This is a genomic window from uncultured Thiohalocapsa sp. (assembly GCF_913063425.1).
GTDB lineage: Bacteria > Pseudomonadota > Gammaproteobacteria > Chromatiales > Chromatiaceae > Thiohalocapsa.
The window spans coordinates 1-14,074 of record NZ_CAJXYK010000038.1 but is presented as its reverse complement, the minus strand read 5'-3'; the positions used below and the strand labels follow the sequence as shown (position 1 = coordinate 14,074).

Annotated in this window: 13 protein-coding genes; 2 read left to right on the top strand and 11 right to left on the bottom strand. The window is 63.8% G+C overall.

Translation table 11 applies throughout. The annotated features are described in order from the left end of the window. Positions 1–54: 54 nt before the first annotated feature. Positions 55–2,406 carry a 1,4-alpha-glucan branching protein GlgB gene (gene glgB, locus QZ607_RS18205; protein ID WP_295885607.1) on the bottom strand — a complete coding sequence of 784 codons (2,352 nt, stop codon included), beginning with the start codon at positions 2,404–2,406 and terminating at the stop codon, positions 55–57. A gap of 301 nt (positions 2,407–2,707) precedes the next feature. On the opposite strand from glgB, the gene glgC reads away from it, so the two are divergent. Continuing rightward, complete coding sequence (glgC, locus tag QZ607_RS18200; RefSeq protein WP_295885605.1) at positions 2,708–3,979, top strand: glucose-1-phosphate adenylyltransferase; 1,272 nt, start codon at positions 2,708–2,710, stop codon at positions 3,977–3,979. A 583-nt stretch (positions 3,980–4,562) separates the two neighbouring features. Here glgC and QZ607_RS18195 read toward each other — a convergent pair. From QZ607_RS18195 to QZ607_RS18150, 10 genes are all read right to left on the bottom strand, one after another. Next, a complete protein-coding gene (locus QZ607_RS18195; RefSeq protein ID WP_295885603.1) occupies positions 4,563–5,096 on the bottom strand; it encodes a restriction endonuclease in 534 nt (177 codons plus the stop codon). 39 nt (positions 5,097–5,135) lie between these two features. Continuing rightward, positions 5,136–5,348, bottom strand: a complete 213-nt coding sequence (locus tag QZ607_RS18190; RefSeq protein ID WP_295885601.1) for a hypothetical protein — start codon at positions 5,346–5,348, stop codon at positions 5,136–5,138. A 9-nt stretch (positions 5,349–5,357) separates the two neighbouring features. After that, entirely contained in the window at positions 5,358–5,486 is a 129-nt protein-coding gene (locus QZ607_RS18185) for a hypothetical protein (RefSeq protein ID WP_295885598.1), read from the bottom strand. Positions 5,487–5,623: 137 nt separating this feature from the next. Next, positions 5,624–8,698, bottom strand: coding sequence for a DEAD/DEAH box helicase family protein (locus QZ607_RS18180; protein WP_295885595.1), 3,075 nt, complete (start codon positions 8,696–8,698; stop codon positions 5,624–5,626). A gap of 3 nt (positions 8,699–8,701) precedes the next feature. Further along, the gene (locus QZ607_RS18175) at positions 8,702–9,313 is read right to left on the bottom strand and encodes a hypothetical protein (protein ID WP_295885592.1); all 612 of its coding nucleotides are present in this window, start codon (positions 9,311–9,313) and stop codon (positions 8,702–8,704) included. After that, entirely contained in the window at positions 9,310–10,596 is a 1,287-nt protein-coding gene (locus QZ607_RS18170; RefSeq protein ID WP_295885589.1) for a restriction endonuclease subunit S, read from the bottom strand. Before QZ607_RS18170 ends, QZ607_RS18175 begins: the two co-directional genes overlap by 4 nt. Continuing rightward, positions 10,593–11,726, bottom strand: coding sequence for an N-6 DNA methylase (locus QZ607_RS18165; protein ID WP_295885586.1), 1,134 nt, complete (start codon positions 11,724–11,726; stop codon positions 10,593–10,595). The genes QZ607_RS18170 and QZ607_RS18165 overlap by 4 nt, the downstream gene beginning before the upstream one ends. Further along, positions 11,650–12,771, bottom strand: coding sequence for a class I SAM-dependent DNA methyltransferase (locus tag QZ607_RS18160; protein WP_295885584.1), 1,122 nt, complete (start codon positions 12,769–12,771; stop codon positions 11,650–11,652). Before QZ607_RS18160 ends, QZ607_RS18165 begins: the two co-directional genes overlap by 77 nt. Before the next feature lie 67 nt (positions 12,772–12,838). Then, on the bottom strand, positions 12,839–13,030 hold the full coding sequence (locus QZ607_RS18155; RefSeq protein ID WP_295885582.1) for a hypothetical protein: 192 nt from the start codon (positions 13,028–13,030) through the stop codon (positions 12,839–12,841). Between the two features lie 179 nt (positions 13,031–13,209). Beyond that, complete coding sequence (locus QZ607_RS18150; RefSeq protein ID WP_295885579.1) at positions 13,210–13,647, bottom strand: hypothetical protein; 438 nt, start codon at positions 13,645–13,647, stop codon at positions 13,210–13,212. Between the two features lie 53 nt (positions 13,648–13,700). On the opposite strand from QZ607_RS18150, the gene QZ607_RS18145 reads away from it, so the two are divergent. Beyond that, the gene (locus QZ607_RS18145; protein ID WP_295885576.1) at positions 13,701–14,024 is read left to right on the top strand and encodes a hypothetical protein; all 324 of its coding nucleotides are present in this window, start codon (positions 13,701–13,703) and stop codon (positions 14,022–14,024) included. The last annotated feature ends 50 nt before the right edge of the window (positions 14,025–14,074 follow it).

Sequence of the window (14,074 nt, the reverse complement as noted above, 5' to 3'; positions counted from 1 at the left end):
GCTGTCGCGGCGGTCGTCAGCGCCCGCCGGCGCGGCGACGGGGCAGCCGCCGTGTCAGCCCGGCGTGGCGTCGGGGTCGGCACCGGCGTCTGCGTCGCTGCCGGCGGCGGCGCCCGGGCTTGCGGCGGAGCCCCTGGGCGCAGCCGCAGCAGCCCCCTCGGCGGTCGCCGTCGGCGTGTCCGCGGTCTCCGCTGCGGCGTCCACCTCCGGCTCATGCACCATCACGACCCCCGCCAGCGGCGGCAGCGCGAGGGGGATGGAGTTGGGCCGGCCCATCCAGCTCACGGGCTCGGCATGCACGCCGCCGCGGTTGCCGACGTTGCTGCCGCCGTAGAGCTCGGCGTCGGAGTTCATGGCCTCGCGGTAGTAGCCCGGCAGCGGCACGCCGATGCGGTAGTTCTCCCGCGGCACGGGTGTGAAGTTGAAGGCGCAGCAGACAATCTGCTTGCCGTCCTTGGACTTGCGCAGATAGCTCAGCACGGACTGGCTGGAGTCGTGGCAGTCGATCCACTCGAAGCCGGCGCTGTCGAAGTCCACCTCGTGCAGCGCCGGATGCGCCTGGTAGAGCTGGTTCAGGTCGCGCACGATCTGCTTGATGCCCTGATGCTGCGGGCGCTCCAACAGATACCAGTCGGCCTCGGCATCGAAGTTCCATTCCTGCCCCTGGCCGAACTCGCAGCCCTGGAACAGGAGCTTCTTGCCCGGGTAGGTGAACATGAAAGTGTAGAGCAGCCGCAGCGATGCGAACTTCTGCCAGGCGTCCCCCGGCATCTTGTCCAGCATGGACTTCTTGCCGTGGACCACTTCGTCGTGGCTGAAGGGCAGGACGAAGTTCTCGGTGAAGGCGTAGAGCAGCCCGAAGGTCAGCAGGTCGTGGTGGTAGTGGCGGTAGATCGGATCCTTTTCCATGTAGGACAGGGTGTCGTGCATCCAGCCCATGTTCCATTTCATGCTGAAGCCCAGGCCGCCCAAATAGGTGGGGCGGGAGACCTGCGGCCAGGAGGTGGACTCCTCTGCCACCATCAGGGAGCCCGGGTGCTGCTCATGGGTGACGGTGTTCAACTGGCGCAGAAAATCCACGGCGTCCAGGTTTTCGTTGCCGCCGTACTTGTTCGGGATCCATTCGCCGTCTTCCCGGGAGTAGTCCAGGTAGAGCATGGAGGCCACCGCGTCCACGCGCAGGCCGTCGATGTGGTACTCGGCGAGCCAGTAGAGGGCGCTGGACAGCAGAAAATTCTTCACCTCGTGACGGCCGTAATTGAAGATGAGCGTGCCCCAGTCCTTGTGCTCGCCCTGGCGCGGGTCGGCATGCTCGTACAGCGCCGTGCCGTCGTACTTGGCGAGCGCCGTGGTGTCGCGCGGGAAGTGTGCCGGCACCCAGTCCAGCAGCACGCCGATGTCGTGCTTGTGCAGCTCGTCCACGAAAGCGCGGAAGTCGTCCGGCGCGCCGAAGCGGGCGGTGGGGGCGAAGTATCCCGTTGCCTGATAGCCCCAGGAGGCGTCGAGCGGGTGCTCGGTAACGGGCAGCAGCTCGACGTAGTTGAAGCCCATCTCGGTGCAGTAAGCCGCCAGGCGCTTGGCGATCTCGCGGTAGTTCAGGAAGCTGCCGTCGGCCTCCCGCTGCCATGAGCCCAGGTGGATCTCGTAGACGGAGATGGGGCTGTGCTGCCAGTCGCGCTTGGCGCGGGCGGCGAGCCACTCGGCGTCGCCCCAGCGGTAGCTGCTGGGGGCGGTCAGGATGCAGGCGTTGTCCGGGCGCTCCTGGAAGGCGTTGGCGTAGGGGTCGATCTTCACATGCACGTTGCCGCCGCCGTCGCGCAGCTCGTATTTGTACAGGGTGCCCGGCGTCAGGTCCGGGATGAACAGCTCCCAGACGCCGGAGCCGCCGCGCACGCGCATGGGGTGCGCGCGCCCGTCCCAGTTGTTGAAGTCGCCGATGACGCTGACGCGGTGGGCGCCCGGCGCCCAGACCGCGAACTGAAAGCCCTCGACGCCGTCCACCGTGCGCCGGTGCGAGCCCAGGAACCGATACGCATGCCAGTGGCGCCCCTCACCGAACAGGTGCAGGTCGAAGTCGCCGAGCTGCGGGCCGAAGGTGTAAGGGTCGCAGCGGCTCTCCACCCGGCCCTGGCGGTCGTACCAGGTGACGCGGTAATGGCTGTGCTGCGCGAGCTGGTCCGCCGGGCCTTCCCAGGCGAACAGGTCCGTGCCGGGAATCCGCTCAAGGTCGATGCCCGCCTCGTTGATGCGGGCGCGCTCCGCCTGCGGCAGAAAGGCGTGCACCGTGGCGGTGCCGTCATCCTGGCGGTGGCTGCCGAGTACCTCGAAGGGGTCGTGGTGACGTGCCTCGATGATGCGCAGCAGCGGCTCGGGGAGGGCGGGAGACGGGGAGGGACCGATGGGCATGAGGACTTCCGTTGGCGTATCTTGTGCCGGGCCGGTGCGGGCATGAACGGCGGCGGCGTGACGACCCGCAATGCTACCATGGGGCTCCCGGGGGTTGCCGCCGGCCGGTGGCGGGCAGCGCCATGGGGAGGTTGCGGGGGCCCGAAGTCGGGTGCATGAGCGAAGCGCATCCACCGCCGGCGAGGCAGGCGACTGCGGGGCGACTGCGGGCTGCGCCGGGACGCGCTGACGCCTGAGTCCCTGCGGCACCCGGACGCCGGCGCCCCAACACCGGCGCCCCCAAGACCCCACGAGGTGACCCATGCCGGATGCCGGACCGCGTTTCGTCAGCCGTCTGACCCGCAACACCCTGGCGCTGATTCTGGCCGGCGGGCGCGGCTCGCGCTTGAAAGACCTGACCCGCTGGCGTGCCAAGCCCGCCGTGGCCTTCGGCGGCAAGTTCCGCATCGTCGATTTCCCGCTGTCCAACTGCATCAATTCCGGCATCCGCCGCATCGGGGTGCTGACCCAGTACAAGGCGCACTCGCTGATCCGCCACATTCAGAAGGGCTGGGGCTTCCTGCGCGGCGAGTTCGGCGAGTTCGTGGAGCTGTGGCCGGCGCAGCAGCGGGTCGCCGAGACCGCCTGGTATGCCGGCACGGCGGATGCGGTGTTCCAGAACCTGGACATCATCCGCAATCACGACCCGGAATACGTGCTCATCCTCGCCGGCGATCACGTCTACAAAATGGACTACGGCACCATGATCGCCCACCACGTCGAAACCGGGGCGGATCTCACCGTCGGCTGCCTGGAGGTGCCGGCGGAGCGCGCCCGGGAGTTCGGTGTCATGGACGTGGACAGCGAGGGGCGGGTGTGCGGCTTCGTCGAGAAGCCGTCGGCGCCGCCCGAGCTCCCGGACCAGCCGGGACTGTCGCTCGCGTCCATGGGCATCTATGTCTTCAACCGGGACTTTCTGTACGAGCAGCTCATCCGTGATGCCGACCAACCGGGCTCCAGCCGTGACTTCGGCAAGGACCTGCTGCCCTATGTGATCAAGCACTACCGGGTCATGGCCTATCCGTTCCGGGACCCGAAGTCCGGCGAGCAGGCCTATTGGCGGGACGTCGGCACCGTGGACGCCTTCTGGGAGGCCAATCTGGAGCTCATCGGCGTCACACCGCCGCTCAGCCTGTATGACGAGCACTGGCCCATCTGGACCTATCAGGAGCAGCTGCCGCCGGCGAAGTTCGTCTTTGACAGCGACGAGCGCCGCGGCATGGCCGTGGACTCCATGGTCTCCGGCGGCTGCATCATCTCCGGCGCCACGGTGCGCCATTCGCTGCTCTTCTCCAGCGTGCGTGTGAACTCGTTTTCTTACGTACAGGACTCGGTGGTACTGCCGAACGTCGAGATCAGTCGCAACTGCCGCATCCAGCGGGCCGTCATCGACCGCTGGTGCCGCATCGCGCCAAACACCACCATCGGCTACAACCGCGCCGCCGACGAGGCCGCCGGCTTCCATGTGAGCGAGGGCGGCGTGACGCTGGTGACGCCGGACATGCTGGGGCAGCAGATCAACAGAGTGAGATAGCACAACGCGTGATCGGCGTTATCGCGTTCCCTTGCGGTCGGTGCCTGGAGCGCACTCTCCGCCGCCGATGCCTGCGGGAAGCGGCAGCTTGGGGCGAGACAACGGACAGGCTTCGGCAGTGCCGGGATGGGCAGCTGTCGGCCAAGTGCGGACGCTCAGCCGGCGCCGGAGATCGGCCGCAACCGCTCCTCCAGCAGACACGTAATCGGACGGCGCTGAAGCGGGACGCGAACGCTAAACCGGGCGGGCTAGCGCAGTACAGGGATGTCATTGACGAGACGTATCGTGGTGCGTGCCATATGTCTGCTTAACCCAGCGTGGGCGTACGTTACTTGCCCGCTCAAAGCTCCCGTTGATGTGGATGGGGAGTGATCCAAGCCCGGCATCAGAAAGGCGTTGTTTGCCTTTCTGGTGCCGGGCGGAACAAAGCTCCGCAACACGAGCGATAGCGGGTGTTGCACAACAACGATGACTCCGCCGCCTCGGCAACCACCCACATCCGTTTCAGCGGCAGTTCCGTGCGGATCTCCTCGTCCAGCTTGTCGTAGTGCGCGAGGACTTGGTCGATGAGGTCACCCTGATCCTAAAGGCGCACGCGGAAGAACTGGGTGGCCTCTTCCTTGTCGACGCTGGACTTGAAACCGCCCCAAGAGACCAACAGGCCGTGGCTGGCCTGGACGTTCTGCATCACGCCGATGAGCTGGTCCAGCGTCGGGCGATCCAGGGTGGAATCCCCAGATTTCACCTGCACACAGACACGCGGCTCGCCGAACCCCATCGGCTCCGGTGACGCCAGAATGTCGATGCCCTTGTCCGGACCCTCTGGGCTCAGGTAGGTGGTGTATCCCCTGGCGCGAAGCACAGCATCCACCAGCCGCGCCATGCCGTGCCCCTGGAAACGGGCGATGATCAGTTTGGCGATCTGATCCCGCGCGGCCTGGGCCAAGTCCTCCAGTCCCTCGCCGCTAGCCGTGGCCTCGTCGTCGGCTTTCTTCTTCGGGCCGGCCGGGGCGCCCGAGGACTTCCATCCGTGCTTCGCCATCTGGTGAACCCGTTGCTCGGCATCGTTACGGCTCACCTGGCAGACGGTCATGAAGGCACCGAAGGAATACAACAAGTCCTGATCGAAGTTGGTGCGCGGTACATCCTGGGCAATTCATTCGACATCCCGGAAGTGAAAGAACGGATCATCGCCGTCGGGGTTGAAGGTGTAATTCCCGGTGACCTTCGCGACATGGATCGCGGGCTTCTGCTTGCGGGGCAGCACGATCCAATCGCCCTTGGCGATGGCCTGGCTGAAGGCCCAGATCTGCCCCAGGTTGTTGGTGATCCGGCCCTTGGGCGCGTCGGGATAAACCTTCTCCAACAAGACGCGGAGTTACCCGCGGTTCTTGAGCGAGCCGAGATCTTGCGAGAGCCCGTTCCAGGTGAGATAGACGCGGCTCTCACCGAGGAACTTCTTTTCATACTCGCCGTGACGACCGGCGCGAACCAACCACAGTGCCATGGCAAGTCTCCCGTCAATCGCTCCGGTGCTCGGCTCCGCACGTCATCCGATTCTCGCGCACTCTTAACGGCTCCGGCAGTCGTCCTTCCGGGGTGCGCCTTGACTCCGGACTACGCAAGTTCACGCACGGGAGCGGCCTACGCTTGCTCTCGCACCCGGCGAAAAATCTCCTGCGCAAGGTGCTCATGCGCCGTCGAGCGGAACTCGGCATCCGTCATCACCCGAGAGAAGATCTCCTCGTTGCCCTCCATGCGCGCGATGAACAGTTCGTCGAGCATCCGATCGAAGTAGGCGGCGAAGTTTGAATAGTTGTTGGCGCGGGCAGCCTCCGCGATGTTCTCGTCGCTTTCCGCCGAGGCCCGGATCTGGTCGAAGAACAACTGATCCGCCTCGGTGAAGTCGGTGCCGAAGCGCTCGTTGAGGGTGTCGATCAGGCTCGAAAGAGCAACTGGTTCATCCCTGACACCTCCAGTTCCGACATCGGTCGGTCCCTTTAAGGGGTAAGCCTCCCCCTGCGCGAGGTCGATGTAACCTTCGGTCATCTGTTGAAGCCGGAAGAACCGTAGCGCCACCTCGTCGTCGAGCACGAAGCCCTGACCTTCTCCCGGTGGGGGGAGCTTCGCCAACAGGTTCCGCACGAAGGTGTAGAGCCGTTCCAGGTCGCTATCCTGGTAAGGGATGATCTGCGACAGGAAGGCATAGAGGTTGCGGTAGGCCGCCAACTGGCCACGAAACTCCTCCCGCTCTTCCTCTTCTCTTTCCGCAAAGCGCTGCACGACGACATCGAGTGCAGCGTTCATCTTCTTGTGATCGCTCGCCGAGTGTTCGCGCTTATGGCTGTACCAGATTTCGGCGAAAGCGGTCACATCCGCCGGCGTGAAGATCGCCCACTCCAGCAGGCGGTGTTGCAGTTCCGAAAGGCGCTGCGGATCGGCGTTCTCGTCAACCGGCGTCGTCTCGTAGTAGGGCTTGAACGCCTGGAAGATGTCATCTTCCTCGTTGGCGAAATCGAGCACGAAGGTGCGCGACTTGCCAGGCGCGATGCGGTTGAGCCGCGAGAGGGTCTGCACCGCCTGCACACCGGCCAGCCGCTTCACCACATACATGGTCTGCAACAGGGGCTGGTCGAAGCCGGTCTGGTACTTCTCCGCGACCAATAGAACCCGGTAATCGTCGCGCTCGAAGGTCTCGGGCAGCTCGCTTTCAGCGAGTCCCTCGTTCATCGCCACTTCCGTGTAGGACGAACCGGGGTCGTCCGGGTCCTCGACCGTGCCCGAGAAGGCCACCAGCGAGCGAATGCCCGTGTAGCCCTGATCCTTGATGTAGCGATCAAAAGCGAGCTTGTATCTCACGGCCGCGAGGCGTGAGCCGGTAACCACCATCGCTTTCGCCCGCCCACCCAGCTCGTGCATCACGTAGAGCCGGAAATGTTCGACGATGACGGAGACAACCTGTTCGATATTGACTGGATGCAGCTCCAGATAGCGCGCCAGCGCCTTCGCGGCCTTCTTGCGCGGCACATCGGGGTCGTTCTCGACCTGTTTGATCAGGCCGAAGAAGCGCTTGTAGGTGGTGTAGTTCGCGAGCACGTCCATGATGAAGCCTTCCTCGATGGCTTGGCGCATGCTGTACTCGTGGAAGGGCGAGGTGCCGGACGGGCCGGGCTCGTCGAACAGGGCCTTGGTCTTGAACTTCGGCGTGGCGGTGAAGGCGAAGACGCTCAAGTTCGGCTGCCGGGCGCGCTTCAGTGCATCGCGCAGCACCGCCGCCCGGGCGTCATCGGACAGGGCATCATCCTCTTCGTCAGACAGCTGCGCGGCAATGGCCGCCTCGATGCCGTGCTGGTTCAGCATGCCCCTCAGCGCCGTCGCCGTCTCCCCGCTCTGGGACGAGTGCGCCTCGTCGACGATGACGGCGAAGCGCTTGCCCGCCGTGTCGATGGTCACGCCGCTCCCCTTCTTCTCCAGGGTCAAGAGCGCTTGGGAGATGAAGGGAAACTTCTGGATGGTGGTGATGACGATGGGCGTGCCCTGGGACAAGGCGCGGGCGAGCTGCTGGGTATCCTCGTCGATCTTCTCGACCACGCCGGTCTTGTGCTCGAACTGGTAGATGGTCGCCTGCAACTGCTGATCGAGCACCCGCCGATCCGTGACCACGACGACCGAGTGAAACACCTTCTCGTCCTGCGCATCGTGCAGGCTCGCCAGCCGGTGCGCGAGCCAGGCGATCGAGTTCGACTTGCCGGAACCGGCCGAATGCTGGATCAGGTAGTTGCGGCCCGAGCCGTGGGCCTTCGCGTGGGCCACCAGCCGGCGAACCGCGTCGAGCTGGTGATAGCGCGGGAAGATCATGGTCTCCTTGCGCACGGTGCGCACACCCTTGTCGGTCTTGACCTGCTTTTCCTTCGCTTCCAGGTGCATGAAGCGTTGCAGGATCTCCAACAGGCTGTCGGCCTTCAGCACCTCGTCCCAGAGGTAGTGGGTCTTCCAGTTCCCCTCCGCCGGTGGGTTACCCGCCCCGTGGTTGTTGCCCCGGTTGAAGGGCAGGAAATGGGTCTCCTTCCCTCTCAGCCGGGTCGTCATCCACACCTCGTCCGGGTCCAGGGCGAAGTGCACCAGGGCGCGCTTCTTGAAGGCGAAGAGCAGATCGCGCTCGTCCCGCTCATGCGCGTATTGGCGCATCGCATCGGCGGCGCGCTGTCCGGTCAACGGGTTCTTGAGCTCGGCGGTGACGACAGGGATGCCGTTGACGGCCAGGGTGACATCGATGATGCAGCGGCGGTGCCTGTTTGCATCCGGGCCGTCCGCCTTCTTCATCACCGAGGTAAAGCCGACTTGGCGCGCGATGGTCAGCCGGTTCTTGGCGTAGTGCTCCGCCGCCTCGGGATTCATGCGGGTGTTCGGCCGGAACCAGGCCATACGAAAGGTCTTGCCGTAGCACTTGAACCCATGGCGCAGGACGTGCAGCGTGCCCTTGAGGTCCAGCTCCTTGGCCAGGCTGTCGAGCACGGTCGCGGCCGTCTTCGGCCCGAGCAGCGCCTCCAGTGCGGCCCACTTGGCCGGCTGGCTGTCCTTCAGGAAGCCGGTGACGTCCTCGGGGAAGAGCGCCAGGCCCTCGTCATAGTCGGCCGGGCCTCGCTTCTCATAGCCGCCCGAACTGGTCAGCCCGGCTTCGATCGCTGTCTCGAAATCGCGTTCGGTCTGGCCGGACATGGTTCAAATCTCCTGCACCGAAGTATTTTGAAGGTCGGCAAGTGGACGCCCCTGCACCTCGTCTAAGTGATAGTAGCGAATTGAGGGATCGGCATTGAGCTGCCGGTTTCCGTCGATATACGGGCCGGGGTTCGCGTTCTCAGCAAAGACGAACTTGCGCAGACGGAGCTTGCGTTTGTCACCGGTGTAGTGCTCGATCGTGCGCTTCAGGCTGGCAACCCAGCATGTCCCGGCCCTGAGCTGCGGCACGATCTTCTCAGCGGCCAGGCTCTTTGACTTGAATTCGATGAAGTCAGGATAGAAGGATCGACCGTTGACGTAGAAGATCACGAAATCACAGCGCTTTGACCAGGGTTTCGCATTACCGTCGAGGAAGTGAAAGAGCGGCGGCTTGCTCGTACTCTTTGATGCATCGAAGTCATCTTGGTCGAGCTTGAATGCCATTCCCGCACCAGGCAACAGCAGTTCGATTCTTCGCTGTTGAGGTTTCACGTCTTCCCGGCGGAAGTACTTCTCGGTTAGAACAACCTTGCTTCCCGATCCATCGTGGATGACGTAGTCGCTGTTTACGTACGCCTTCAGATGCTCGAAATATGTGGCGGCCGTCAGTATCATTCGAGGCTCTCGATCTTCCCTGTAACCGCGGCCGTGATGAGGGCGGCGCGATACTCCGACAGCAAATCGATGGAGCTACGGACCTGCCTCGCGGCCGCATCGATCGCAGCCGCCCACTCGAAGACCAAGCATGCTATTTCCCGCTGTTCTTCAATCGGTGCTACACAGATTTCAAGACCCGCTGCGATCCCCTGATAGATCGTCTTATGGGTTGAGCCGCTTGTGCTCTCCTCAAACTTTTGCCTCATACTCCTGAATAAGAGGAGAAGATACTCGGACGTCAGCTTGGGGCCGCAAATCCAGTTCCAGAAGTCCTGCGTGGTAGCCATCGGCTGCGGCATGATCCCGGAAAAGCCAACCGAGGCAGTACGCGAGAAGACCACTGTTCCAGCCGGGAGCAATTCCGCTGCCGAATTGGCGAGGCCGATTTCACTGATCTTTTCAGCTGTTTCTTCCAAATACCAGCGGGTCCCATCCCTTAACTGCCAAACGTCAGCGAGTGTGAACCACGGGATAGTGCATTCGTCCCAATACTCTGGGTTGGACCGCGAAGGCGTGTGTCCCGTCTTCATTTGAGCGAAGCGACGTATGTTGCCCTTTTCCCAATGCGCCGGGATGTCGCCGAGCCAGTCGATGCCGGAGGGTTTCAGGGGGGCGTCGGGGTTGAGGCCCTTGGTTACGGCGCGGGTGATGAGGGCCTGGCGCTTCTCGGCCAGCCGGTCCAGCAGCGCGCGCTTCTTCTCGATCAGTCCGTCGATTCGCGCCGTCTTCTCATCCAGAAACTGCACAATCCGTCGTTGCGTGTCGGGAGCGGGTAAAGGTAGCGGCTGATGGCCTACGATCTCCCAGTCCGCGCGGGGCATCTTCGCCCCAAAGGTTTCGGCGTTGATGGTGTCAATGAAGCCCTTTGAAACAAGCACGTAGAACAAGAAGCGGGGCTCAACAGTCTGGGAAGGCCGGAGGCAAAGGAGTTCCCCAGAACTCACTCCGTCAAATGTCGCGTGCAATACCTTGGCGAGATACGGGCGGAGCTTGTTGAAGAGAACATCATCTTTGTGAAACCTGCGGCTGTCCGCCTCAGCCGGCTTCGGCTCCTCGACCAGAAGTTTGCCCGTCCAGGGCGCGATATCCTCGTTGGAGATGAATGGAAGTGCCTCTTGCTCTTCTTCGGTCGGGCGCTTCGTGGATAGGTCAACCGACCACTTTAGCCAGTTGCTACCCCAACCTTCCGGGACATGCGCCGCCCACTCGGGCAGTTCATCGCTGTGCGCAAAGTAGCTCACGGCACCAGCCCCTTCAGCAGCCCCGCAATCTCCCCTTCAAGTTTCGTAATGTCTGCCTCGATCTCATCGAGCGGTCGCGGCGGCTTGTAGACATAGAAATGCCGGTTGATCGGGATCTCGTAGCCGACCTTCGTCTTGTCGTAGTCCACCCAGGCGTCGGGGACATGGGGCAGCACCTCGCGCGCGATGTAGGCGTCGATCTCGTCCCGGAAGGTCGCGATCAGCCGGTCGTTGGGCTTGTCCGGGCCGAAGTCCATGGGCAGGGGCAGTGTGGTGCCGGGCGGGACCGGGATGTTCTCGGTGTCCCGCAGCTCGCTGTCGGGCTCTGAGCGCCCCTTGCCGTCGCGGCAGATCTCGGCGTCCGGGTCGCGTTCGCCAAGGGCGGCGAAGATGGCCTTCTTGATCGGGGCAGCGAGCTTGATGCCGGCCCGCTTCGCGGCCCGCGTCAAGTCGGCATCGAAGGCGGCGCGATCCATGTAGCGGCCGTTGCCTTCGAGCGTCGCGACCAGGGCGCGGATGGCGTCCTGTTGCTTGCGGCCTTCCTGTTCCTCGCGCTCGACCTGGGCCTTGTCCTTGCGCTTCTTCGAGACGGCCAGATTGGCGAAGGCGGTCTGTTCGTCAAGCCGGGCGATGCGCTCCGGGGTCGCCTCGAAGTTCATGCGCAAGGGGCGCTCGACCGTGACCTTGAGAAAGCCGAATTCCCGATTTTCGAAGATGCGCGAGATGACGCGGGTCTCGGTCTCGCCGTTGATCGGTACCTCCGCGGTCTCGCCGTCCTGGTAGTTGCCATAAACCTGGGTGAGAAAGCGGATCTGGTCCTCGCTGATCTCGTTGCGCTTGTTGTTGAGGCTCTTCTTCATCTTCTGGTAGAAGCGGGTGCCGTCGATGAGCTGCACCTTGCCGCGCCGCTCCGGGGGCTTGCGGTTGGTCACCAGCCAGACGTAGGTGAAGATGCCGGTGTTGTAGAAGAGCTGGTCCGGCAGGGCGACGATGGCGTCGAGCCAGTCGTTCTCGATGATCCAGCGGCGGATGTTGGAGGGGCCGGAGCCGGCGTCACCGGAGAAGAGCGGCGAGCCATTGAAGACGATGGCGATCTTGGAGAGCTGGCCGGTCTTCGTCCCCGTCGGCATGGGGGTGCATCTTGGCGATCATGTGCTGGAGGAACAGCAGCGAGCCGTCGTTGATGGCCGGCAGGCCGGCGCCGAAACGGCCCGCTAGCCCCAAGGTCTTGTGCTCGTTCTCGACCTGGGCCTTCTGGTCCTTCCACTCGACGCCGAAGGGCGGGTTGGCGAGCATGTAGTGGAAGCGTTTGCCCTCGAATCCGTCGCGGGTCTTGCCGTCGCCCAGGGTGTCGCCGAGCACGATGCTGCTGGTGTCCTCGTCCTTGATGAGCATGTCCGAGCAGCAGATGGCCCAGGACTCGTCGTTGTACTCCTGGCCGTGCAGGGCGAGCTCGGCGCGCTCGTTCTGGGAGAGGATCAGCTTCTCGGATTCGGAGAGCATGCCGCCGGTGCCGCAGGCCGGGTCGTAGATGGTGCGGTAGATGCCGGGCTTGTAGACGTCCTGCTCGCCGGTGTAGACGAGATTGGCCATCAGGCGGATGACCTCGCGCGGGGTGAAGTGATCGCCCGCCTCTTCGTTGGCCTGCTCGTTGAAGCGCATCACCAGATGCTCGAACAGGTAACCCATCTGGAGGTTGTCGATCCTGTCGGGATGGAGATCGACATCCGCCATCGCCTTGACGATGGTGAAGAGCCGGTTGCTGGCGTCCAGCTTCTCGATCTGATCGGCGAATTTGAAGCGCTCGAAGATGCTCCGGGCGGTCGGTGAGAAGCCGTTGATGTAGGAGACGAGGTTCGGCGCGATGTTCTCCGCGTCGCCGAGCAGACGGGCGAAGGTGTAGGGGCTGGTGTTGTAGAGCGGGTGTTTGCGGTCCGGATCAGCGGCTTTGCCGAGCAGGCGATCCATGGCCGCTTCGGGCATCTGCTGGGCCTCCAGCTTCTCCCGTTGCTTCAGCACGGCATCCTTGGTCGGCTCCAGGACACAATCGAGCCGCCGCAAGACGACCATGGGAAGCATCACCAGGCGGTACTGAGGCGGCCGATACGGACCCCTCAGCCGGTTTGCGATCTCCCAGATCTTTCCTTTCAGCTCTTCGTGCGTCTGAGTGTTCAACGGCGGTTGTCCTTGTTTTTGACTGCAGTCACAGTCGGCTCCATGCTGTTTTCGGTCTGATTCTTGCTCACTTCTCTTCCGCCCCGGTCTTGGACGTTGGCTGTCCGATGGGGATGCCATGGCGCCCGCAGTGGTCCCGGATCAGCACCTCGACCATGTTTGCGATGGAGCGGTGCTCTTGCTCGGCGGCCGCCTTCAGGCCCGCCTTCACCGCGGGCTCGATCCGCACCGTGATGGTCTCGGTCTTTACTGCCGCCATCTGTTAACCCCTAGACCGTTGTGGCCGCTGGATGTACTGCGGATATACTACAGCGATCTTTCCTTACAAGGAACGTCGCCATGGCGCGGCCGGTACTCGCTCGCACGGGGTGACTGGGGTCGGGGTGACTGGGGTCAGTTCTCACATGTAACGCCTCGCGGGGTGACTGGGGTCAGTTCTCACATGTAACGCCTCGCGTTTTGCAGCCCCGGTGGGAAAAATAGGGGCTTGGAAAAATTGCGCAGCGAGCGCGCCGCGTTGGCGCCGCCGGCATCGAAAGTCAGGACGATCTCCGTCGCCTGCGGGTCGTCGTGGCGGAAGGTTTCGGTCCAGGCCGGAGCGATGGCGTCGCAGACGAACGCACTGGTCTCGCGCGAGGTGCCGAGGGTGATGAAGCCGCGATGGTTGAAGTCGTCGTACACGCCGTGCGGCACGAGCTGGCCCTCGGCAAGATGGCGAAAATCATGGTCGTAGACGAGCTGGACACCGGTGCCACAGCACTGGCCGGGGCGATGCAGGTAGCCGAGCAACTCCTTCTTCTTCGTATCGACGCACAGCACGGGCGTGCCGGCCGGGTGCGCCTGGCGGCGCAGGGCATCGGCGCCCCGCTCATCCACTACCGCCGAGTGCTAGGCGTGCTGGCGGCGTGACGCACCTCCGCCCAGCTCTGGTGTTCGAGCAGATGGACGATGCCTATCTGCGCGAGCGTGCCGCCGACATTCGCGACATCGGTCAGCGCGTGCTTGCGCACATGCAAGCCGCCGCGGCGCCGGTTGCGGCCTTGTCAGAACCCTGTCTTCTCATCGGAGAGACGCTCGGGCTGGCAGAGATCGTGGCCGTCGAACCCGGCTGTCTGGCCGGACTGGTGGCATTGCGCGGCTCAGTTCCGGTGACAGGTTACTTGATTGCCTGCTTACCACTCCGTAGCAGACGTCTCGGTTTGCTGACCCAGTGGCCGCAGTGGGCCGGGAACTGCCGGTCAGGCTGTCCCTGAGAGCCGGCAGGTATTTGTCTCATAACGGACACTCGCGGCGTGCCCTACGA